17 protein-coding genes and 1 pseudogene are annotated in these 21,551 nt (G+C 41.6%); 4 read left to right on the forward strand and 14 right to left on the reverse strand.

Going from position 1 to position 21,551, the window contains the following annotated elements:
• Nucleotides 1-83 precede the first annotated feature (83 nt).
• From QFZ80_RS23405 to QFZ80_RS23435, 7 genes are all read right to left on the reverse strand, one after another.
• Nucleotides 84-1,424: an FAD-dependent oxidoreductase gene (locus tag QFZ80_RS23405; protein WP_307561292.1), complete on the reverse strand. Its 1,341-nt coding sequence runs from the start codon at nucleotides 1,422-1,424 to the stop codon at nucleotides 84-86.
• 51 nt (nucleotides 1,425-1,475) lie between these two features.
• The gene (locus QFZ80_RS23410; RefSeq protein ID WP_307561294.1) at nucleotides 1,476-2,297 is read right to left on the reverse strand and encodes a carbohydrate ABC transporter permease; all 822 of its coding nucleotides are present in this window, start codon (nucleotides 2,295-2,297) and stop codon (nucleotides 1,476-1,478) included.
• Nucleotides 2,298-2,315: 18 nt separating this feature from the next.
• On the reverse strand, nucleotides 2,316-3,206 hold the full coding sequence (locus QFZ80_RS23415; protein ID WP_373460145.1) for a carbohydrate ABC transporter permease: 891 nt from the start codon (nucleotides 3,204-3,206) through the stop codon (nucleotides 2,316-2,318).
• A gap of 190 nt (nucleotides 3,207-3,396) precedes the next feature.
• Complete coding sequence (locus QFZ80_RS23420; RefSeq protein ID WP_307553667.1) at nucleotides 3,397-4,746, reverse strand: ABC transporter substrate-binding protein; 1,350 nt, start codon at nucleotides 4,744-4,746, stop codon at nucleotides 3,397-3,399.
• Nucleotides 4,747-4,864: 118 nt separating this feature from the next.
• Nucleotides 4,865-6,460, reverse strand: coding sequence for a response regulator (locus QFZ80_RS23425; protein WP_307553665.1), 1,596 nt, complete (start codon nucleotides 6,458-6,460; stop codon nucleotides 4,865-4,867).
• Nucleotides 6,457-8,172: a histidine kinase gene (locus QFZ80_RS23430; RefSeq protein ID WP_307553664.1), complete on the reverse strand. Its 1,716-nt coding sequence runs from the start codon at nucleotides 8,170-8,172 to the stop codon at nucleotides 6,457-6,459. The genes QFZ80_RS23425 and QFZ80_RS23430 overlap by 4 nt, the downstream gene beginning before the upstream one ends.
• A 244-nt stretch (nucleotides 8,173-8,416) precedes the next feature.
• A complete protein-coding gene (locus tag QFZ80_RS23435; RefSeq protein WP_307553661.1) occupies nucleotides 8,417-8,935 on the reverse strand; it encodes a ferritin-like domain-containing protein in 519 nt (172 codons plus the stop codon).
• A gap of 226 nt (nucleotides 8,936-9,161) precedes the next feature.
• Between QFZ80_RS23435 and QFZ80_RS23440 the strand changes: the two genes are divergently transcribed.
• Both QFZ80_RS23440 and QFZ80_RS23445 read left to right on the forward strand, forming a co-directional pair.
• Complete coding sequence (locus tag QFZ80_RS23440) at nucleotides 9,162-10,040, forward strand: hypothetical protein (RefSeq protein WP_307561299.1); 879 nt, start codon at nucleotides 9,162-9,164, stop codon at nucleotides 10,038-10,040.
• A 227-nt stretch (nucleotides 10,041-10,267) separates the two neighbouring features.
• Complete coding sequence (locus tag QFZ80_RS23445) at nucleotides 10,268-10,816, forward strand: DUF3231 family protein (RefSeq protein WP_307553657.1); 549 nt, start codon at nucleotides 10,268-10,270, stop codon at nucleotides 10,814-10,816.
• Between the two features lie 1,337 nt (nucleotides 10,817-12,153).
• On the opposite strand, the gene QFZ80_RS23450 is transcribed toward QFZ80_RS23445, so the two are convergent.
• On the reverse strand, nucleotides 12,154-12,333 hold the full coding sequence (locus QFZ80_RS23450) for a hypothetical protein (protein ID WP_307553655.1): 180 nt from the start codon (nucleotides 12,331-12,333) through the stop codon (nucleotides 12,154-12,156).
• Between the two features lie 734 nt (nucleotides 12,334-13,067).
• Entirely contained in the window at nucleotides 13,068-14,318 is a 1,251-nt protein-coding gene (locus QFZ80_RS23455) for an ATP-binding protein (protein WP_307553653.1), read from the reverse strand.
• A 277-nt stretch (nucleotides 14,319-14,595) separates the two neighbouring features.
• Here QFZ80_RS23455 and QFZ80_RS23460 point away from each other — a divergent pair.
• Nucleotides 14,596-15,672: pseudogene (locus tag QFZ80_RS23460) on the forward strand (IS110 family transposase).
• Between the two features lie 977 nt (nucleotides 15,673-16,649).
• Here QFZ80_RS23460 and mraY read toward each other — a convergent pair.
• The 4 genes from mraY to QFZ80_RS23480 form a co-directional block, all read right to left on the reverse strand.
• Entirely contained in the window at nucleotides 16,650-17,609 is a 960-nt protein-coding gene (mraY, locus tag QFZ80_RS23465; RefSeq protein ID WP_307442823.1) for a phospho-N-acetylmuramoyl-pentapeptide-transferase, read from the reverse strand.
• A 370-nt stretch (nucleotides 17,610-17,979) separates the two neighbouring features.
• Nucleotides 17,980-18,216: a hypothetical protein gene (locus tag QFZ80_RS23470; RefSeq protein WP_307553651.1), complete on the reverse strand. Its 237-nt coding sequence runs from the start codon at nucleotides 18,214-18,216 to the stop codon at nucleotides 17,980-17,982.
• Nucleotides 18,217-18,399: 183 nt separating this feature from the next.
• Nucleotides 18,400-18,768: a DUF4180 domain-containing protein gene (locus QFZ80_RS23475; RefSeq protein ID WP_307553649.1), complete on the reverse strand. Its 369-nt coding sequence runs from the start codon at nucleotides 18,766-18,768 to the stop codon at nucleotides 18,400-18,402.
• Between the two features lie 318 nt (nucleotides 18,769-19,086).
• The gene (locus QFZ80_RS23480; RefSeq protein ID WP_307561301.1) at nucleotides 19,087-19,476 is read right to left on the reverse strand and encodes a cysteine hydrolase family protein; all 390 of its coding nucleotides are present in this window, start codon (nucleotides 19,474-19,476) and stop codon (nucleotides 19,087-19,089) included.
• Nucleotides 19,477-19,676: 200 nt separating this feature from the next.
• On the opposite strand from QFZ80_RS23480, the gene QFZ80_RS23485 reads away from it, so the two are divergent.
• Nucleotides 19,677-20,285 carry a TetR/AcrR family transcriptional regulator gene (locus tag QFZ80_RS23485; RefSeq protein WP_307553644.1) on the forward strand — a complete coding sequence of 203 codons (609 nt, stop codon included), beginning with the start codon at nucleotides 19,677-19,679 and terminating at the stop codon, nucleotides 20,283-20,285.
• A gap of 253 nt (nucleotides 20,286-20,538) precedes the next feature.
• Here the strand turns inward: QFZ80_RS23485 and QFZ80_RS23490 are convergent, their stop codons facing one another.
• On the reverse strand, nucleotides 20,539-21,168 hold the full coding sequence (locus tag QFZ80_RS23490) for a class I SAM-dependent methyltransferase (RefSeq protein ID WP_307561304.1): 630 nt from the start codon (nucleotides 21,166-21,168) through the stop codon (nucleotides 20,539-20,541).
• Nucleotides 21,169-21,551 lie beyond the last annotated feature (383 nt).

Here is a 21,551-nt window from a genome sequence, read left to right on the forward strand (position 1 = left end):
TTTATCAATAAAACTCTCGTTTGTAAATTTAAAAGGCATATACCGTTCATCATTTAGCGCCCTGTATATGCCTTTTTCTTCATTTACCTACACAACACATGTGTCTCCTTAACAGGACCCTCTATGAATTGGCCTCGGGTTTGCAGAATATAACGTATCTCTTCGGCAGAAACCATACGAACATCGCTGAATCCAGATTTGACAGTTAATGCGGCGGCGGTTCCTGCTGCTTCGCCGATGGCACTAATTCCTGACATTACACGGTAAGAAGCGTGGGCCTCAAATGTACCGCTAATACAGCGCGAGCTTAACAGCAGGTTGCCCAGCCCTTTGGCGATGAGACTGCGATAAGGAATATGATAATACCCCGGACTCGGCAAAATTGTCGTATACTCTTGGTGATTTTTATTTCCATCTGGGTCATGAACATCCACATCATAAGCACAAGCAGCTACCATATCATCAAACTTGCGTACTTGCAGACAGTCTTCTCCGGTTAACATATAGTCGCCAATAACTCTGCGCCCTTCACGAACCCCTAACTTCGTAAAAATAGTCTCAATCTTCGCATCCCGAAATGCAGGGTGCTCCCTGATCGCTTCAACTAATTCATACACTTGAACTTTGCCGATTTCAAACGCACGTTCAACTGACCCTGGAATGGTGGGATCAACATTGCTTACCGCAGTCGAATTAAATAGGAATGCTTTCCCATCTGGATAGGGGAATGCTAATACGCCCTGACGCATATTCGTGCTGTTCTTTCTCTGTTTCATCGCAACATAATAGGGCTGGAGCGTCTCTTCCAGCCAAAAAAAGCAGCCCCAGCTTGTGACATCTTTCACTTTAAATAGAGCGGGATCGAATCCAGTGAGTTTGAAAGTAACCGTCGCCATCTGCATCTTTCCATCTTTTTCTCGCCCCTTTTGAAACCCCGCTCCTGCCAATGCTGATAAATTTCCGTCTGCCGTCCCGTCAAGGAACACGCGGCCATATACACGTGTTTGCTTTGATCCTGCGATAGTCAACGAACGAATATTCCCGTCTTCCACCTGCACGGCATCCACTTCGCAGTCCGTCCACACGGTCAGATTTTTCTCTTTTCGAATTAATCGATGATAGGTTTCTTTCAATTCCTGTTCATCATAACTTGGCACTGTTTCCTCGTCGAAGGTCAAGCCTGTGTTCTGGTAGGCCAGTGGGAATAATTCCTTATGGATACCTGTGTTCACACACCGTCCATGATGATCACGAAATTTACACACTAAGGCAATAGCTGCATGTACCCCAGTCCCGCCAATTTCACTCATTTTTTCAATAAGCAGCACCTTACTATTTAATCTAGAAGCAGCTAAAGCTGCACAAATACCGCCTACTCCTGCCCCAACAATTACAATATCAAAATCATTTGTATAATCATTCATGTGTATCACTCCTTTATTAAATCTAACCCTCATTTATGGGGGCTGATACGGTTACCCCTTCAGGCCGCTGCTGGCAATTCCTTCAACAAAGATTCTTTGGAAAATGGCTACGACGATGATGAGAGGAAGCAGCGCCGAAACAGAAGCGGCCATAATCAATGAATAATTTGCGCCATATTCATCTACAAAGCTGGAAAGACCTATCGGTAGTGTGAACAATTCACTCGAACGCAGGAAGATCAACGGATTCTCATACTCATTCCAGTGCCATGTAAAGGAAAGGATGAGGAGTGTCACGATGGCAGGCTTCGTTAAAGGCAAACAAATTTGCCAATAGATCCGGAAGAATCCCGCTCCATCCGCTTTTGCCGCTTCAAGAAGCTCGTTCGGGATTGTGCTGAAAAATTGCCGCATCAGGAACGTTCCGAATACGGTAAAAATTCCCGGTAATATGACGGCCCAATGGGTGTTCACCAAGCCAATACGATCGAACAGGATAAACCTAGGGACAAGCAGCACCTGCGCGGGGATGATCATCGTAGCCAAGTACATGAGGAAGATAAAGTCTCTTCCCTTAAAGTTCAATTTAGCGAACGCGAACCCAGCCAAAGAACTGGTGATGATGGAGCCAACAACCGTAAAGAAGGTGATTTTGGCCGAGTTCCAATAAAATAAAGCAAATTTATATTTGCCACCCCAAACCTCTTCGTAATTCGAGAGAATCGGATTTTTAGGAATCCAATTGATCGGGTATTTGAATAAATCAGCTTGGATTTTGAAGGACGAAGAAATCATCCAGATAAACGGGATCAAGACCATTACACCCAAAACCAACATGACAAGCGTGACGCTTAATTTTCGCAAAGATACCACTACAAACCCACTCCCTCATTAAAAATGCTGCTGCAAATTCTTCTGGCTGCGCCATTGGATCAATGTAATCGAAAATATGATGACGAACAAAACCCAGGACATCGCTGCCGCATAACCCATTTTATAATTCTGGAAGGCAGTGAGATAAATATGATAAGCAAGAACCATGGTCGAATTGACCGGTCCGCCTTGTGTCATCACATTCACAACAGCAAAGACCTGAAAGGTGGAAATAATAAGTGTGACGGCAATCAAAAAGGTAGTTGGCTTCAGCATGGGGACAGTGATACTGAAAAACTGCCTCATCCCTGTGGCCCCGTCAATCGAAGCCGCTTCATATAAATCCTTAGGAATCCCTTGTAATCCCGCCATATACAGCACCATCGTGTATCCGATGTAAGTCCAAACGACCATAAAGATGATAGCCGGCAATGCCCACGCCGTACTCCCCAACCACCCGGGAGGATTGGTAACCCCTAGTGATCTTAGGAATGCATTGATGGGACCATCCTGGGCATTGTAAAGCACGCTCCACACCACAGAAACGGCAACCAAACTGCTGACATAAGGAAGGAAAAACAAAGTTCGTAATAAACCCTTGGCATAGACATGTCGATTAAGCAATACGGCTACAACCAAACCTATTGCTATTGCACTGGGCACCGTTACACCTGTCAAAATAAAATTGTTCTTGAGTGCGTGCCATAAGTAAACGTCATTCATTAATTTTTTAAGATTTCCTAGTCCAGCGAAACTCAGCCCAGCAAAGCCCTTTAAGTAATCCCAATCTGCAAAAATCAGCATAAAACTGAAAAGCAAAGGTAGAATGACGAAGAAAAAAACGCCGAGAAAGTTCGGCAAAATAAACAAATAACCCGCCAATTGTTCCTTCATGTTATGTTTGGACACTCGTCGCATGATGCCACCTCATTTAGCTATATTCAACCCATACCCGTATCATAAACAGTAGCGAATCAGAGTGGAATGGCGTGATTTAGGTTGTTACAGCGTTAATTTTAAGATGTAGGAAAACAAATTAGAAAAGGGACCTGGCAGACTTCAAATTGAAGTCCGCCAGGTCCCTTTTCTAACACAACCGTTATTTTTTTTCAGCCTTAATCGCTTGATCCGCTCTTGTCTTCATATTCTGAATGGCTTTGTCTAAGGGCTGCACACCCATGACGTATTTCTCTGTTTCTTCGTTAATAATTTTGGTCATTTCCGGTAAAGCGGTAGAAATCGTTTGAACTGGGAACGTATAATCGCCTTTGATTAGTGATTTCAGAGAATCCACGTTAATCAAGTTTGCTGCATCTCCGACCATAAGCTCAGCGACTTTGTCCACATCGATTTTCTTGGAAGATGGCAAACGTCCACCCGGAATCATGAGAAGATTACCTTCGGTTAAGTACCAGGAGATAAATTGAAAGGCTTCGTCTTTGTTCGAAGACGTATTGTTAATCGACATGAAGTCGTTGAAGCCTGCTGTATTCACTTTGCCGCCCTTCTCTAACTGGGGTACTGGCGCAAAAATGGTTTTGAAGTCATGCGGGAAGCTTTTCGTATCCTTCACATTCCTTAGCAGATGTGTACCTCCGAAAATCATGGCCGATTTACCGGTTAGAAGCTCGTTTGGAGGGAGTAATTTGTTGGCGATAATTTCTGGCCACTTGACTGATAATCCTTTGTCCTGCAGCGCTTTTTGATACTCCATGCCCTTCTTGACGGCAGGACTGTCGAAGGTGGACAATCCATCCGCTGTATAGTAGGAATCCACCGGCTTATTCTCAAGAATAGCAAAACGCACCATATTATCGTCTGGAACCTTGATAAAACTGCCCTTCTGGTCCGGTGTATGCAGCTTCTCAGCAAGGGCCATGTAGTCGTCCCAGGTCCATCCTTGAGCCGGAATCTTCTCTCCCGCTTTTTCCAAAGCCGTTTGATTAATCATAACGGAAGATAACAGCTTCATGGCCGGTAAGTAATGCGTTTTCCCTTTGAACGGGACGACATTATCTTTGCCAATAAGATCATCCACATTAAGCTTATATTTGCTAATCAAATCATCCAACGGATAGGTGACGCCAGCATTCGCTCGGCGATTGTAATTCGTTTCTCCATAGCTGAAGAAGATGTCCGGAGCATCGGAGTTGCTGATAAGAGCCGTATCGAGCTTCGTGTTACCGCTATCGTCGTTCACGTAACGTGTATACTCCACTTGGATATCAGGATGTGCACTGTTCCATTTCGTGACCACGTCCTTGGGTCCGCTCTCTTCAGGAATGCCGCCCCACATCTTAAGTTTGACGGCTTTCTTGGGAACTGCGGAGCTTGCAGTCGTTGCTGCAGCGGGAGATGAGCTTGATGGGTTGTCGCCTTTTGCACAGCCGGAAAGCATCAAACTAAATGCCATTGTGAGTGATAGTGCGGAATAGATCGATTTCTTCATACTGGTAAAACCCCTCTCACTTGTTTTCATCCGTTTGGAACATCATTAGCATAGCAAAGTGATCATTTCCTGCGTAATGAATTCATTTAAGATCTTACCTGTCTTGTTTTATCTACTTTTAATGAATATAGCGCTTCCGATATTCTTGCGGGTATATGCCTTCAATTTTTTTGAACAACTTGGCGAAATAATTAGGGTCCGAATAGCCTATCGCGTCCGCAACTTCATAAATTTTAACATTGGCATCCTTGAGCAGTTCCCTGGCTTTCTTCATTCGTATACGAATCATGTAATCGATCATTGTTTCGCCGGTTTCTTTCTTGAATAAGGAGCTTAAATACGGTTCCGTAAAATTAACTTCTTTTGCCAAGTCGGACATTTTAAAGGAAGTACTGTACTTTTCTTCGATCATTCTTTGAACGGCCCTAATTTCCGGGCGAGGCTGATGAACCGCGCTTGCGCGCAAATGCTCGAAGAAGACTGAAATCCATCCAATCAACCACTCGCTTATTTCTTGTATGGACTCAGATAGCCTCACGACATGATGAGGATACTTCCCTTCGTAAGGCATGATTGAATATAAGTCTCCTCCTTTATGTTGAAGGAACACCTCGAATAGATGGACAATATGCAGCCAACGTTCTCTGGCCAAATCTGGATAAGGTCTAGGTACTCCGTCTTCTAAATAAGCCTCCGCCATATTTCTTATAGCATTCTGAAGCGCTTCTTTGTCTTGCCGAGCCATCATATCAAGCCATTCATCCTGTGATGAAATAGGCAAAGCTTGGTTTGCAAACATTTGCTCCCTATAGTGAATGACACGGCTCGAGTCATTGTAAAATCTCACCAAAAGCGCTTCATCGGCAAACTTGCATGCTTCATGCAGGTCGTATGCTCGTTCAACAGGGGCATAAGTACCGAAATAGACAGCCAATTTGAGATAGCGGTGTATACATTCCGTCATCTCTTGAAGCATCGGCTCCGCCCCCATACCGGAGATCATACCGAAACGCCCTCCATCCATTTCCACAATGTGTCCTGCCTTATATTTGCGCATAATTTCCCGAAGGATATTCATCACGGAAAAACGCAGCAGCTTTTCACTCTTAAAGCGATTCTCATCGACAACAGACTCGTATCGGTCAATTTTCATCATCGAAACCGTCCATGGAAATGGGGGAAGTAGATTCGCATATTCCTCTGAGAGATCATCCGCTTCCTTCTTTGAGTATTGCATGGTCAGGAGATCACGCAAATGCTTGTCAATGGTGATTTCTTGACGAAATTGAACCGTAGTCCGATTAAGCAGTAACATTTCCTCCTGCTTTTTACGTTCGTTCTCTATTTCCTTTTGCATTTGCTGCAGCTTGGTTTGAAGATCATCCGGCTGCATAGTTAGCTTCAATATGTAGTCGGAAGCTCCAAGCTGCAAGGCCCGCCTTACATACCCAAAATCATTATAGTTGGATAAAATTAAAATCTTGATGTGCGGATATAATTCCTTCACCCGTTCCATCAGCGAGATACCATCCATATTCGGCATGGAAATGTCGGTAATCAAGAGATCACATGGCTTTTCAGCAAGAATGGTAAGCGCATCCAATCCATCCACTGCCTCGCCGATCAATTCAAAGCCAAATTCCTCCCAAGGAATAAACGTCTTGAGTCCGAGCCTCACCAAAAATTCATCTTCCACTAATAAAAGCTTCGTCATGCTGGATCCTCCATCCGCTTCCAAGGCAGCTTAATAACCGTCTCCGCTCCAGTATCCATGCCATTGTGCATAAATAGCCCATAGGGTTCCCCGAAATGCATGCGAATCCGACTTTGAACATTCTCAAGTCCGATTCCACTATATTTCCCTTGCCTTATAGGATCGGATTTCTCAAGAGCTTCATCGGCAAGCTTTCTCTCAGACAGCCCTTGTCCATTATCTGTAACGGTAACAAACAACAAATCATCTTCATGATAAGCCGTAATACGGATGATTAGAGGCATACGGTTCCCATGGATGATGCTGTTTTCCACAATAGGTTGAAGGGTGAATTTAAGAATGCGAGCAGACAATAGACTTTCATCAACACGAATCGACAACTCTATATTATCGTTAAACCGAATTTTTTGCAGCGAAAAATAATGTTGTATAAAATCAAGCTCATCTCTCAGTGTGACAACTTCGCTCTCCTGCTTCATACTGTAGCTCAACATAATACCAAGGGATGTAATCATATCCCCAACGTTTTTAGCACCCGAAAATACAGCCAGCCACTTAATGGAATTGAGTGCGTTAAACAGGAAATGGGGAGAAATCTGAGCTTGCAGCGCATGAAACCTTGCTTCCTCTTTAAGCTGCTGCTCTTCTCGAAGAGTCGTAACCATCTCTTTCAAGCTCGAAAGCATACGGTTGAAGTGATGGCTCAGAAGCCCGATTTCATCGTTTCCTCCTGCCAATGCGGGATTTTCGAAATTGCCGAATGCTGCTTTCCCCATTGCCTGCACGAGCGAGCGAATAGGCTTCATCAAACGAAGGGTAAAGATGACATAGATGAAAAGAAAACATGCGAATAAAACGATGACACTCCACGTCGTTGTGGAACGTACGTTTTTCAACTGCTGCATCCATTGTTCCTGCATGGGGATCCATTGCAATTGCCAGCCGGTTGCTTTTAAGGTTTGTATGAATGTGGATCGTTCCTCTCCCGATTCAGTCCTGTTCCACAAATCATTTTGTCCCCACAGCAAACGGTTTTTATCGGATATCAGGAATTGGGCAGGGGAATCCTTCTCTAACCCATTGGAAACGAGAAACATTTCCTTGATTGGAAATGCAATAAAAACTAAGCCATACCCCTTTGTCGTCTCCCCTTTAATTAACCGGGCCATGGTAATAAAGCCCCCTTCTTGGTTACCCTCAAGTCCTTTTACTCTCAGAGAAGGGTTCACGTCCCAAGCTGGAGCACCGTTTTTTTCTCTGGCTTGTTTCACATAATCCGGTATCACTTTAAGAATCACTTCGTCTTGATTGGTCGCATAGATGCTGCCATTAAATCCATAAACCGCAACAATGGCATGGTTGTCCAAAATATATGAGATCAGGTTGTCCATCTTGCTCTGTAGACCAATTACCCTCTGGTAGGTAGGATAATCATCTAAATCCGACTGCCCCGAACTTCTTAGCAATTGCAAGACATCATAGTCGTTCGTGAGCAAATTCGAAACATTTAAAGTCCGGTTCAGCATATCGTCGGCTCGATCCGTAACCCTCTTTAGAACCTGGGTTTGTGTGTCGGTCATTTGTCTCATAAATATTTTGTCAGATTGAACGAAGTAAAGATACATCATAAATAAAATGGGAGCCACAATAAACAACGTAAATGCAAGTAAAAACTTCAGGCGCAAAGAGAAAAATATTTGCCTCTTGTTCATTGTCATTTTCTCTCCCCTTCGGAACAAATGTACAATAGCAACCGTCCACTGAACGGTTGCCATGATTACTTATATATTTAGTATTATAACTCCTACATTACTTATATAAATAGGTTCTATTTTATGTTTAAGCACGGTTATATTTAATTTGATATTTGCTCTATAACTTAAAGAGAAGTTGGCTGAAGAGCATTCAAACTTCTTGTCCTCATACAGTTCAAAGGTTCAGTTTTGGTTTGTTGGTTCAATAATGACGAAGATTTGTGATTAAATAATTCAATTTCGAAACAAGAGTAACGTTATCAATAGCGATTTTGGCAAGTAAATTCTGATAATATCCTGTAGGCATGGCAGCCAGAATGTTTCCTCCTCTCTGGCCCGTTTTCCACTTACTGAAAATGGCTTGCTTCAATCCATCCTCATACGATTTCGGTTCCTTGTACACGGTAATAGGAACAGTCGCCGTGACTTCCCGTCCTGTAAAGGCCAAATAAATTTCGCGAAATATTTGTATATGTTCTCGTTCAGCTTCGCGGATGGAAGAAATCAAGATGCGGTCTTCCTCGGATGGCGCCAGTTCAAGAAGCCTCTGGTAGAATGATTCAGCATTGCGCTCCCCAGCCACGAATTCACGAATAATTTGAAGCGATTCCTGCAATCCGTGATAAGGCGATTGCATTACATTTGGGCGAAAACTCAACCCGTTCAAAAGGTGAAGCGCAGATTCTGCGGCACTAGTTTCGTCATATGTTCTATAATACAAATGGACTTCCCCTTTCCTATAGAATCCCTGCATTATATGTCGATGTCACGCCTAATTGTGATTGTCATTGGTTCGATCTTTTTTTCATTTCGTCATCATTAACACCTCAAATTTATCATCATTATGACATAGCTCGTTCATCCAAGCGACGAGGGCCTCGTGGGATAACTTTACAATTTTAATGGATATAATAACAACAGCGTATATTAACAGTGAGGTACTCCTTATGACCCAAGGAATTTTTTTGCCGCTTAATTTTAATTCTCTCTGGTATTTAGGACTGAGCACGTTAAGTCTCATCCTTCTCTTCTATGTTTATTTCAAAACTAAAAATTACAGGAGTCTGCTCCTGTTTTTGGGGATGGTCGGAATAGGTTATTCGATCGAGTACATCATTTATGTATTGCTGGGGAGCTATGAGTATGATCCCAATATCATCTCCCGCGATGCTTATTATGATAACAATATGGGGGCACTTGCTTCGAATCTACTAACTTTGCCTGCAACAGCCACATTAATAGCAGTATTTCGATTGAACTGGATTGTGATCGCTATTATTACAGGGCTAATAGTGGGGATCGAATGGCTATTCTTAAAATTGGGCATTTATCGTCATTATTGGTGGCGGTTTGAATACACGGCCTTTGGATTGTTGGTATATTATGGTTTTGCCAAAGCCTGGTTTACACGGCTTATGCGTCCGTTAAAAGGGATCTCTCACTCTTTGACACTATATTTTATCACTTGGGCGCTTTGTACTATGCAATTTGTCCCCATCTCGTTATTCAACAGTAGATATTATAATCTCGGTTGGTTCGAAAACCGTTCTCATGATACAACTGCTTTTTCATCACTATTTGGGATGTTTACCAGCATCTTCTCTGTGTGGGTGTTGAAACTAAAGTGGAAATATAGTTGGCTGAAGTACATATTTTCTGCAGCTGTCATATTTGGCGTTAACATTATTCTTCAAATAATCGGAGTGCTTCATAGTCTTGTATGGTGGGATTTCTGGTATTGCAGTGGGGTGAATTTAATAATAATCATAATAGTTGATGTAATTAGTAAACGCTTATGGAATGGTCCTAACCAGTTGCTTCGGTGAATTATGGATGGCCATACCACGGGTCGCTAATCTGCATCTTACCGCCTGGAGTATACTAATTCTATGGGGGATGAAATCCTTTAAATACACGAGCTTTTCGTGAGAAAATCAAAACATAGCGAGGGAGTTCAATATTGGATGTTTTTGATTTCACACATAAATTCCCAACATTGTATAATTGAAGGATACTAAATGCAAACTAATTAAAAACGAAGGACGGTGTAAAAATGACGAGTGTATTTGAAGCAATAATTGATGTAATGAAAACATTCATTGATGATGAACCAAAGCCACCTTTACATATAGGGGAAGCAATGACTTGTTGGACATACTTAACCATGCTTGAAGAAGAAATCGCGAATGTACAAATTGGACTTAATACTACAACAGATAACGAACTTTTGGATGCACTTCATGGATCAATGGAGTTAGCAAGAGCACAATCAAAAGAACTAAGGGATCTTATGATACAAGAGGGTGTGACTCTACCCCCAGTATCTGAAATAAAACCAAAATCAGAACCAAATTCTATTCCAATGGGTGTAAAACTGACTGATGATGAAATTGCAAATGCACTTTCTATTAAAGTTGTCGCCAATTATATGATGTGTGCAACTGGTGCTGTGCAGTCTGTGCGTAATGATGTGGGTATGATGTTTGTTAAATTTCAAGCAGAGAAATTGAAGTTCGGTGCTTCATTAAAAACCTTAATGCGTAAACGTGGGTGGATTAAAATCCCTCCGTATTATGTACCTAATGGGTTGCCGACACAATAATTTCTAATTGTTTAATAAATCGACATTCCCTCAATATCCATAGAAAATCGTTGCTTTTCCGAAACTCTACCTCAAATTGTAACAAAATAAGTTAGACTAAGTACTCAATAAAACAAATAGTTCTGCGTTACTTCAATAATCATAGTTTCTTAAAACTGTGCCATACTAATTCCGTTTTTATTAACTGATGAAAGTAGTTTACTTCTGCTTATTTGTAGTTGTGATGACCTTTGCCGATTGGGGCTATACCAAAGCAGAATTTGTTAGGCTTACGCGATCGATTTTGATATCGGCCGAATTCCCTTTGAATTATACAAATATAATGACAGCTCGAAATACGAGATTTTTGATTTGATTCTGAATATTTTCACCTATCCGCCAGCGGCCTACTATTGTCTTTATTTTTATGATAAATAGAAGCTTAAAGGGTGGCTTCTCACCGGACACATCCTGCTTTTTTCCCTCTTGACTACAGGAATGGAGTGGATTTCGCTTCAGTTTCACGTGTATGAATACAAAGGCTGGAAGCTAATCTACTCATTCTTTGTCTATATTATCGTTTATTTATCCAATATCGGCATACTTCGCTTCGTCCAGTGTTACTTGCCCAATCGGCAGCAATCACGGTAAATTAAAAAAAGCTTCAATCCAACTCCGCAGACTGATTGCCGTCACTGAATCGGCATCGATTTTTCCAAACTTGGAAAAAAACTTTAATATCTCCATCCTACCCATAGAACTGATAGGTTTGGCGAGGGAGATCCCCCTTCAATTCTTTAACATCAGTCTGTTCGGCATGAAAAGAATCGGTTGGCTTGATTCCATGGAGAACATGTCGGACTTCACCCTTATACTGCTTGCGGCAGTCATGGGACTCTATCTGTGAAGAGGAATGGCTGCTGCTTGATCGCACAGCTGCTGCTGATCATGCCGGCAGCCTCAATTAGGTTGTGTATGTAACTAACACGTGCTGCGTTTGCTTAATGGCGCAATGCTAGTCTACATTTGTTTCCTAGTCTAATACTATTGTTCTTGAACCAATTGTCAGGAATCCGTACACTTTCTTGTCATTGGTTTGTGACAAGAATCTATTCCGATAAACTAAAAAACCCGCCTATTATGCGGGTTTGAATCGGTACGCTTTCTTGTCATCTGACATTTGTCAATGAAACGTTTATATGTTTTTGTCCCCCGACACCAGAAGAATAGTTTTCGTGTCCTATATGTCGCAAACATTCTGTGTCACAAACATGCAGTTCATTATTTAGAAGATAAGCTTTACGCATTCTAAATCTAAAGCCAATCGACAATGTTTGCTTCCTTCATAAAAAGTCAGGCTATGCGCTCTGGCTTGGTTTCTTGCGTACGCCTGTGAGTTCAAAAGCCTCTTTAGGAATCCCCAGTTCTTGGGCCTTCTTCTTTTTAATGACCATGGCCTGTTGTAAGCTAGTGGCTTGAAATTCAATTGAGGTGCCAAACGGATCCTCAAATGCATAGTAGCTTTTTTTATTCGACATTAAACTTAGCGCCTCCCCATTTTATTCTCGAATGATTTTGCCTGGTCATATTCCTGACCGCAGTTTGCTAAAAATATTATGTCCGCACATCCTGTATATATACACAAATTGGGAATTGCTATTTGAATTATATAGGTTCTTGTCACCCGACAAGAATCCATGTTGAATTCTGCGCTCGCCGACACGCTTGCGCTACCCGCTGAGCGGGAGTCGCGCCGGCCAGGCAATACTGCTAACGCAAAAAAGCCCCTTCCGGCGGTATGCCGAAACCAGGCAGCCGAGCTGTCGCGTCCTGATTTTCCAAAAAAGCAACTCGGTTCGGTTTTTACGATCGAATGCATCAAGCTAACGGAACTGCTCCAAAAAGCGTTGTTCTTCGTTAGCTTAACATTTGACGACCAAAGGGTTATACAGGTCTGCTACTAGACTTACTAATCCAATATATCCTTGTATTCATTAGGGAGTTCGGGGGCGAAGTTCGGGCTGGAGAGAGGGATGAAGTAAAGGCTTAACGCAGAGTTGGGTCGAGGGAAAAACAAGACTTCGTAGTCAGCTTGCCATTGCTATGGACGGTCCAGACCGCTCGGCCTTGCAGGGCCTTGGAGAAGTTATAGTTTGCTGAAGTGCTGATGTGCCTCGCAAAGAACCTTGATTGAGGTCTTGAAGCGGAGCCGATCCGTTTCTTTTTCTGGCAACGAAAAAAGCCCGCGAATGCGGGCTGTCTCCTCTTCAGTTCATTCAGCCTCCGGAAAGACGATACACACTTTCGTTCCTTTTCCGGGCTCGCTCTCGTACTTCAGCGTGGCGTTCATCGCCTCCAGCAAGCGAAATGTCACCATCAGCCCTAAACCGGTTCCTTGTGACTTCGTCGTATAGAATGGGTTTCCGAGTTTTTGGAGTTGCTCTGAAGTCATTCCTTCCCCTGAATCGGAAACAAACACACTCACTTTTCCACCCGACGAACATGTCTCTACATGAAGCGTCCCTCCGTCAGGCATAGCTTCGATAGCGTTTTTCAAAATGTTGAGCAGCGCTTGCTTGAGCTTGCTTTTGTCACCGCTTACGTACAGGTTTTCACCAATCTCGCTGATTATCTCCACCCGGTTCATTGATGCGTACGACGAAACGATTTTCAAAACGCTGGTCATTTTTTCTGAAACGCTAATTTTAACGACATTATTTAACTGCGGTTTCGCAAAGTCCAAGTAATCGCTCAGTACGGATGCGGCCCGATCCAACTCCGCAATGGCTATTTCCATGTACCTGCGAAGCTTTTGGTCAGCTGAACTCTTTCCAAGCTGAAGAAAACCACGGACGACCGTCAACGGATTTCTAACCTCATGCGCGATGGAAGCTGCCATCTCGCTTATGAGGGCAAACCTTTCGGAACGCTGCATTTGCATTTTTAAAGAAAAATTCTCTCTGATAATTTCAATGACGTTAATAGTAAGCACAATCGACAACCAGGAAAATGAAAATAACACCGCATAAAATCCCCAACCGAAAAAGGTTCTTTCTGAGAAAAAATACCATAGGCAGAGACTTAAAAAGTTAGCGGAAGAAATCAGTCCAACACCGATTTCAATTTTTTGAAAACGTCCAGATTGCGTGTATTTATTTTCCAACAAAATACAAAGCGCCGCGATGAGCAATGAGGCTATCAAAAATCCTAGACTAGAATAAAATCCCGCCAACAAGGAGAGCCGATAAATCGTAATCAACGACGCTGAAATCCCGCCCCCCAAAATGCCTCCGTACAAAAAACCGATTGTGAAAGGAATCCACCGCATATCTACCTGAATAAGACTTTCACTAAGATGCAAAGGAAAGTTCATGCACAAAATGCCCGTAATTCCCGCAAAAAGGCCGATCACAATTTGTTGATGGCTCCTTTTTTCCAAGGGTCGAATTTCCATAAAAACCAATTGATAAGCCAAAATCGGCAATAGTACTATAAAAACGTTCACAATCAGTTCTTTTATCATCAACGTTGCTCCTCGGGAAATTGAACTTACCGAATTATAACAGAATTGTGAAAGTTTTTGTCGAACAGTTTTTTGGTAAAATATTACTGTTAATCGTGGAATGAAGAAAAGGACGGTTAGTTCGCCCTATTGCCTTTTCTTCTCTACTCAAAATGCGTTAGAATTCCTGTGGAACGAATAATTTGGACTTTGAATATAAAAAAGAGCGCTCCTGTACGATGGGAGTAAGTAACGGGTCTACAGCCCTTAAAATCCCACATCAGGAGGTCGCTCTACTATGAAGTTTAAGTCACAATACAAACAAAATCAACTCATTGAAAACATTACCGTTAATCACCTTGTTGTCGGTGTAGATATCGCTCAGGAGACCCACGTTGCTAGAGCCGTTAACTTCGTACTTGTTAACCCTTACCTGGTCAAGAAGAACAAAGAAAACCGCGGCAATACTCGATCTAGAAGTGATAAAAAGGATGCCCTTGTAATTGCAGACATGGTCAAAAACGGCTATTATTCACCTGTCCGTTTCCATTCCGCAGAATATGAAGAGCTTCGCTCCTGATTGCAAATCGAGAAACGGTTGTTAAACGACTTGTAAGTGCAGTGAATCAGATCCACGCTGGGTAGACATTGTGTTCCCTGAACTTAGACAAGTTTTTAAAATCTTAACTTGCAAGGGTGCATTGGTAACCCTTCGCCTGTTTCCTCTCCCCACCGATTTATGTAAATTAGAGTCTACTGATGTTATTGCGGGTTGGAAGAAGTCCATGAAACGGCATTCAGGTGTGCGTAGGGCTAATTACTCATCGAACTGGCCAAGCGGACTGTTGGTTCCAAGCAGGCAACACACGCTTACAAGCTCCATCTTAACCATCTTCTTGAGGAATATGACTTAGCCAACACGCAGCTTCATAGAATTGATAACGAGGTCAAGGACGTGCTTGATCGTATCCCCTATGCGGGCAAGATCCTTGTGATTACAGGTGTGAGTGCTATTTCTTTAGCTGGCGTTTTAGGGGAGTCAGGTGATCTAAGCGGTTTTGCCCACGGTAACACACTACTGCGTCATGCAGGTCTTAATCTGACCGAAGCAAGCTCGGGGAAATGTAAAGGTCAGATGACATTGAATAAACGAGGGCGTCCACGCCTTCGACATTTTCTCTATTTAATTACGATGTGCATGGTCATGAGCAACCAAGAATTTAAGGCTTTGCATCACCATAACGTCCAAGTTAAAAAGCTTAAAAAAATGAAGTCTATCATGAAGTTATGCGGTAAATTAGCTCGACTTTTAGTTGGGATGGCACGCAGTCAGGAAGCATACAACCCAAATAAAATCCTTGTAATAGCAGCTTAAAACTAGACCATATCTCACTTAAGTTGGCGTATTCGCAGGAGGACAAAGAAAGCACAGAGTATCGGGATATGTTACGCAAAAGGGCACCGACCCGTTCCGTTAGAAAGACCGACCTCCACCCCTTAGATAGATGTGACGAAGGAATGAGAGGGCTTAGACCCGCCCCGACATGGGAGTGAAAATCGCTAAGGGCATCGTGGAGAATACGTGCAGCATATGGAATTAATTGGGTGAGGCCACCTCCACCTCTGTTCCCGCACACCTTCTAACGAATAAACTTACCAAATGAACTCTCTTTCTTTGCGAATACGCGAGCTTGAGTGAGAAAATCAAATCATACCGAGGGAGCGGAATAGGCCGCCGAGCAATCCTCGGTAGCCATTTTTTTTCTTATTGTTAACTATCGTTTTTGTTGAAATATTACCTATAATTTGACTCCTAAGCGTTCAAGAGCTTTATGCAGTACTTCAATATTGTTGTCATAACCATTCTGACATTGTTGCATCTAGGCATCAGCAGTATTGAACCGATCTACGCTGTTTATCTCCTCGTTTTGTGCTTTGAGAGCCCTCTGAGAAGCCTCGACCAAAAAATAATGGATTTCTTTATTTACTAATCCATGCTCTGGATGCTCATAGTTATAAAAGATAATTGAAAGTGGCTCAATTATCTTCCCAATGATATTGGTCTCTTCTGCAACCCACCAGCTGAAACTTCCCTCCTAGGCATTTAAAACTCCCTCTCAATCCTGACATCCATCAAAATCCAGTATTTTTCAGATGTACAAATTCAGCAAATTGGAATCTGTTTAAACACTAACCTCCAAAACAAAATTAAACATACGTTCTGCGTTAGTGCAATAACAATTGAGTTTAATCTATTGACTCATCGACTGGCTTATCCGTGGATTACTTGATATCATCCGCAGCAGTAAGGGATTTGCCCAATCCGAACGGGACTTAGATGCTTTACATCTATTATTCTAAAAACATAAATTTCCATAACAACAAACATATCAAAGTAGATACCCATGAAATGAAGCCAAATATCATAACAATTTTGTTTTCACTCCAACCATATTTCAGGCTAAAATGATAGTGGATAGGTGCCATACGAAAAATACGAAGTTTGGTTTTTTTATAGTACCAAACCTGTAAAATAACTGATAGTTGTTCAGATAAATATATAAAAAATAAGATGGGAATTAATATCTCAACTTTTTCAATTATAGCCATAAAAGCTAAAGAACCACCAATAGCCAAAGAACCAGTATCACCCATAAAGGCTCTAGCAGGATATATATTATAGAAAAACAATCCTAATAAACAACCAATCATTACCAATGAGAATGTTTGAACGCCTATTTTGTCAGAAATTATAAAGAAGAAAAAATATGTTGGAATAGCTACAGAAATAAGTAAACCATCTAATCCATCGGTAAAATTAATCGCATTTGCTGAACCGACAATAAAGAGCACCATTATTATTAAGTAAAATAGAAAGGGAAGTTTTAATGAATAATCACCAAATATTGTTATGTTCGGACTAAGGGAATATGTACTAATCAGATACCAAAGGAGTACACCAGTAAAAGTAAACTGAAGGACTAGCTTTGTTTTTCCTGAAACACCAGAAGGGTCTTGAAAATAAGCCTTTTTAAAATCATCAATAAACCCTATTATGCTGAATAAGATGAAGGTGGTATTAAGGAATAATGTTAATGGGTCTGGTCTGGTCAGAGTGGTTACTAATATGCCTGTTAAAAGTACAAGACCCGCCATTAACGGAGTTCCACGTTTGGCTTGATGGTCAGGAGGTAATTCCGCTCTAATTGGTTGGGTAAGTTTTAACGTCCGTAGCCCCCAAATAAGAATGGGACATAAAAGTGCGACCATAAAAAAGGAAAGTGTGGAAATACCTAAGGTTGATTGTAGCATGATTATCCCCTATCGTTTTTTGTACAGGCATAGGATATTATACATTAATTTATTGGACAAATATTCCTGTAGAGGAAATTTAATTTTTTCAGTCCTCCTTTTAATATTCGTTTTAAAACTCTTACAACTTTCTCGCAATAACTTAATGTTACATGAAAAAAATGAATAAAAAAAAGAGAAACTTCAAAGGAATATCTTTCCTATTTTATTGACGACTTTCTCTCAATCCCGAAACTATGCCATGATTCCTACACGTTCTCAGAGCATAAGAAAAGCATCATCGTTTGATGATGCTTAATTATGGGGATTGGGTTCTGTGTGATACGAGTATTATACGGATTTAAGCTGCTGCCTTGAAGATGAGAAAATATTACAAAAACATCTCATAATAACTGGAGATTAACTTTCCATCAACTGACCATTCCGGGCCCATCGTCTTTCCCGATTTCGACACCTGAATCTCCGTACCATTCACAAATACCCACACGTTGCCATCCCTCATAAATGAAACTTTCGCCGGCACCTGCTTTGAACCAAAAACTGGATCAGCCAGTTGAAATACCGAAATTAAGAATACAATCGTTACTACGAATTTCCGGAAAAACATAAGCATTCACCTTCTGGAAATCATTTTCCATTAGCACTGCCTATTATTTCGGGAATTTACTCAGTCTAAGTATGTTCAATCAAATAAATAGTGAGTTACGATGCTGTCCGTTTAGCTGAGAAGGCTGCCGTTCCATTGCTGTCGGCAGCCTTCTCCCTTATGTTTATTGAACTAACGTTTCCGTTAGCGTAATGCGTGTAGAACTTGAATAGCTGACTGTTCATCTTCAAGAAAGAAAACCTGTTCCCCTTTGTTGCACTCGTAAATAAAATCCTTAAGACTCTTACTGTTATAAACTTTGAAATTACCTACAACCGCCAACTTTATATGATAGTTCACGTACTTCTGTAGAATATCACCCGCTAATCTTGTCTTTAATTCGAAAAAATCCTCCGTTATGTTGGCTTGGCGAACAACGATCTTATAGCTATCATGATTAAATTTAATGGACGCCATTAAGTCCAAAGCATCCTGGACATTTCGTATTATTATATCGGAACTTTCTACAATGGCTACCTTAGAATCATTTTGCTGATCAACCCTTATATTCATTATGCGTCTCCCCTATACTATCGTAGATTTCTGTCCCACTATTTAACACATATTGAAAGCATCCTGCCCTTTAGCTTACTAAAAACAAGGAGAATCTTTCGAGGCAGAACTGCTCCTTGTTTTGTTCAACTATTGTTTCCCGTTAGCCATCCATGCATCTCTTGCACTGCACCACAGAGCATGAAAGTTAATCAGTTCTTTCATGGTAGTTGAATACACTTTTTACTTGTTTTACGACTCACCGCAATGAATCATGGAATCATAAGGATTTACATATCTATCATATAAAAAGCCACTCTTAACGTAAAAAGAATGGACTCAATTGGAATAATTAAATGTATTAGATTTTACTCTCAAATTCCTTACCTCAAGGTCACTTCCGGCGAACGCGCTCACTCGAAGTTTGGTCACAATCGGCTCGTCCGGCCGAGGCTGCACGGATTCATGAATTTGCATCGCCGCTTCCGGAGCCGCCGCTTTTCCGGCCCGACTGGCAATACTTGCGAACATTTTGTTTCTAGAACTAATCTCGGGATATCCAGCGCGAAATGCGACTCGTACGTAAATAACGGGAATAGCGTGACTGCGTGCGGCTTCAATAGCCTTTTGGAACGGAAGCAGTGCCTTCTCGCTGTCTACGAACCGCGATACAACGCTGTTTTGCATATCCATGACCAACAGCGCGCTTTTGCTCGGTGAATTTTGCATGTATTTTTATTCTCCTTTTCATTAAATTGCAATTACGACCTTCGGGTTTGAACATTTCGGGGGTCACACTTGAATCGATCGCGAATTACCTCCCCGTCATAAACGGAGAACTCATTCCGTTTATGATTATACGGAGAACACTCTCCGTTTGTCAATAAATCTTCAGTGATGTAATATTTATAAAGAGGTGTTATCCCAAGATGTCTAAAAAGAATATTTCAGCTGATGACGGTATCACCACAGATTCCGTCATCGCCACGCCTCCCGAGAAAGCATTGCGTACAGATGCCAAAAGAAATCGGGATAAGCTGCTCAATGTCGCCCATAGGGTTTTTACGACCGAAGGCATCTCCGTCTCGATGGATGAAATCGCCCGACGTGCTGGTGTGGGCGTGGGCACTGTCTATCGGCATTTCCCGACCAAGGAAGATTTGTTTGGGGCCGTCATTGTCAGCCACAAAACGCGTCTTATCGAAGAAGCAAATCAATTGCTTTACCACGACGATCCGGGAGAAGCGTTCTTTTATTATTTTGCAAGAATCATACGCGAGGGGATTTCAAACAAGGCGATCACCGATGCCCTTGTTAGCAGTCTGAATATAGACGCTGGACATTCGGAGGTTGCGAAGGATTTTTGGCGAGGGATTGACAATCTTCTCGCTCGCGCCCAACAAAGCGGCTCCGTTCGGGCTGATGCTCGCTTTGAGGATATCAAAATCCTGCTTATCGGCATCTTGCAGGCTACCGGGGACGGCGAGACTTTCCCGGACCGCGTCGTGTCGATCCTATGCGACGGTCTTCGCGGGTAATTAATAATAACCGCTTGCGACTCCCGAGACCTCAAGCGGTTAAGGCCTAAATTTCGCTCTACTTGTGATACGGTTCCCCGCAATTGATTTTGAACTATCCTGCCCGTCACTTGAATGAACAAAAAAAAGGAGCTGCCGCGAGGCAAGTTCCTTCACTATCGTTCTCCGTAATGACTATTTTTTTTCGTACTCAGTGGGATACTTTTTTCTATAAGGCTGTGTTTAGAAAAGTGTTGAAAATATATGATTATCTTTATAGTTTTTTCTTACATTTTACAATTATAAATTTTACTGGAGGTTTATTATTCATGTTCTTACTTGGCTCGTCAATTTCTGAAAACTCTACCAGTCCATATTTTTCAAATTCTTGTTTTATGGAGTCAGAATCATAAAAAAACATTTTTACGCCTTCCATTATCTCGAAATAATCTTTATCCAATTGTTTACCCTTTCCAAACATTGGGGCTTTTTTTGAAACAGTTGTAAAAATCATATATCCATTTGGCTTTAACTGATTATAGCAATCTTTAACAAACTTATCTCTCTCACGATTATTCAATAAGTGAATAAGTGCATAGCAAAATATACCGTCATAGAGTTTGTTATCAAAAGGCATGTCAGTTACTGAACCATGAAAAATACTAATATCAAGCCCGTTTTGCCTCGCCAAATCAATCGCTGTTTTTGAAATCTCAATACCTGTTACATTTATTCCATTGTCAATAAAAACCTTTGCATTTCTGCCATATCCAATACCTGGTACTAGTATGTCCTTAACATTCCTTTCAAGGAAAAAGTCCTTTGTCACGATTGCGGAGTCTGTAGGTTCAAATCCCCACATCGTTTGTTTTTCTATAAAACTTGATTCCCAGAATTCCGTCATATCTCTATCTCCTTTATGTCTTTTTTTAATTGGGATGCTATCTTGCTTGACGCTAAAGTAATGTTTATAAGCCTAAACTCCAATAAATTAGGATTCCCCATTAATTTGTCTAAGGTTTATCAATCTTTCTTCAAAGCAATAATACCATATGTTGGAAAAAATAACCGTATTGTATCGATTATACGGGCCGAGTTCATTCGCGATTATGCGCACATGTTTGTGTCGCCGGACATTTGCTACTACAAGAACTTTATCTCATTCCCGCTCGACCCCCTTTTTAATGTAAAAAACCACCGCCTTTTTTGGCGATGTTATATAGTCAACCTGTTTTCATATTGATCTACGTAAATACGAATTGCTTTATTTTTATCGGTTGGATTATC

The sequence above is a fragment of the Paenibacillus sp. V4I7 genome (assembly GCF_030817275.1).
GTDB lineage: Bacteria > Bacillota > Bacilli > Paenibacillales > NBRC-103111 > Paenibacillus_E.

Bases quoted from the DNA above. Each gene is read 5' to 3' on its own strand.
- QFZ80_RS23405 (WP_307561292.1), bottom strand. From the start codon at position 1,424: ATGAATGATTATACAAATGATTTTGATATTGTAATTGTTGGGGCAGGA.
- QFZ80_RS23420 (WP_307553667.1), bottom strand. From the start codon at position 4,746: ATGAAGAAATCGATCTATTCCGCACTATCACTCACAATGGCATTTAGT.
- QFZ80_RS23425 (WP_307553665.1), bottom strand. From the start codon at position 6,460: ATGACGAAGCTTTTATTAGTGGAAGATGAATTTTTGGTGAGGCTCGGA.
- QFZ80_RS23430 (WP_307553664.1), bottom strand. From the start codon at position 8,172: ATGAACAAGAGGCAAATATTTTTCTCTTTGCGCCTGAAGTTTTTACTT.
- QFZ80_RS23440 (WP_307561299.1), top strand. From the start codon at position 9,162: ATGACCCAAGGAATTTTTTTGCCGCTTAATTTTAATTCTCTCTGGTAT.
- QFZ80_RS23445 (WP_307553657.1), top strand. From the start codon at position 10,268: ATGACGAGTGTATTTGAAGCAATAATTGATGTAATGAAAACATTCATT.
- QFZ80_RS23450 (WP_307553655.1), bottom strand. From the start codon at position 12,333: ATGTCGAATAAAAAAAGCTACTATGCATTTGAGGATCCGTTTGGCACC.
- QFZ80_RS23455 (WP_307553653.1), bottom strand. From the start codon at position 14,318: ATGATAAAAGAACTGATTGTGAACGTTTTTATAGTACTATTGCCGATT.
- mraY (WP_307442823.1), bottom strand. From the start codon at position 17,609: ATGCTACAATCAACCTTAGGTATTTCCACACTTTCCTTTTTTATGGTC.
- QFZ80_RS23470 (WP_307553651.1), bottom strand. From the start codon at position 18,216: ATGTTTTTCCGGAAATTCGTAGTAACGATTGTATTCTTAATTTCGGTA.
- QFZ80_RS23475 (WP_307553649.1), bottom strand. From the start codon at position 18,768: ATGAATATAAGGGTTGATCAGCAAAATGATTCTAAGGTAGCCATTGTA.
- QFZ80_RS23480 (WP_307561301.1), bottom strand. From the start codon at position 19,476: ATGCAAAATTCACCGAGCAAAAGCGCGCTGTTGGTCATGGATATGCAA.
- QFZ80_RS23485 (WP_307553644.1), top strand. From the start codon at position 19,677: ATGTCTAAAAAGAATATTTCAGCTGATGACGGTATCACCACAGATTCC.
- QFZ80_RS23490 (WP_307561304.1), bottom strand. From the start codon at position 21,168: ATGACGGAATTCTGGGAATCAAGTTTTATAGAAAAACAAACGATGTGG.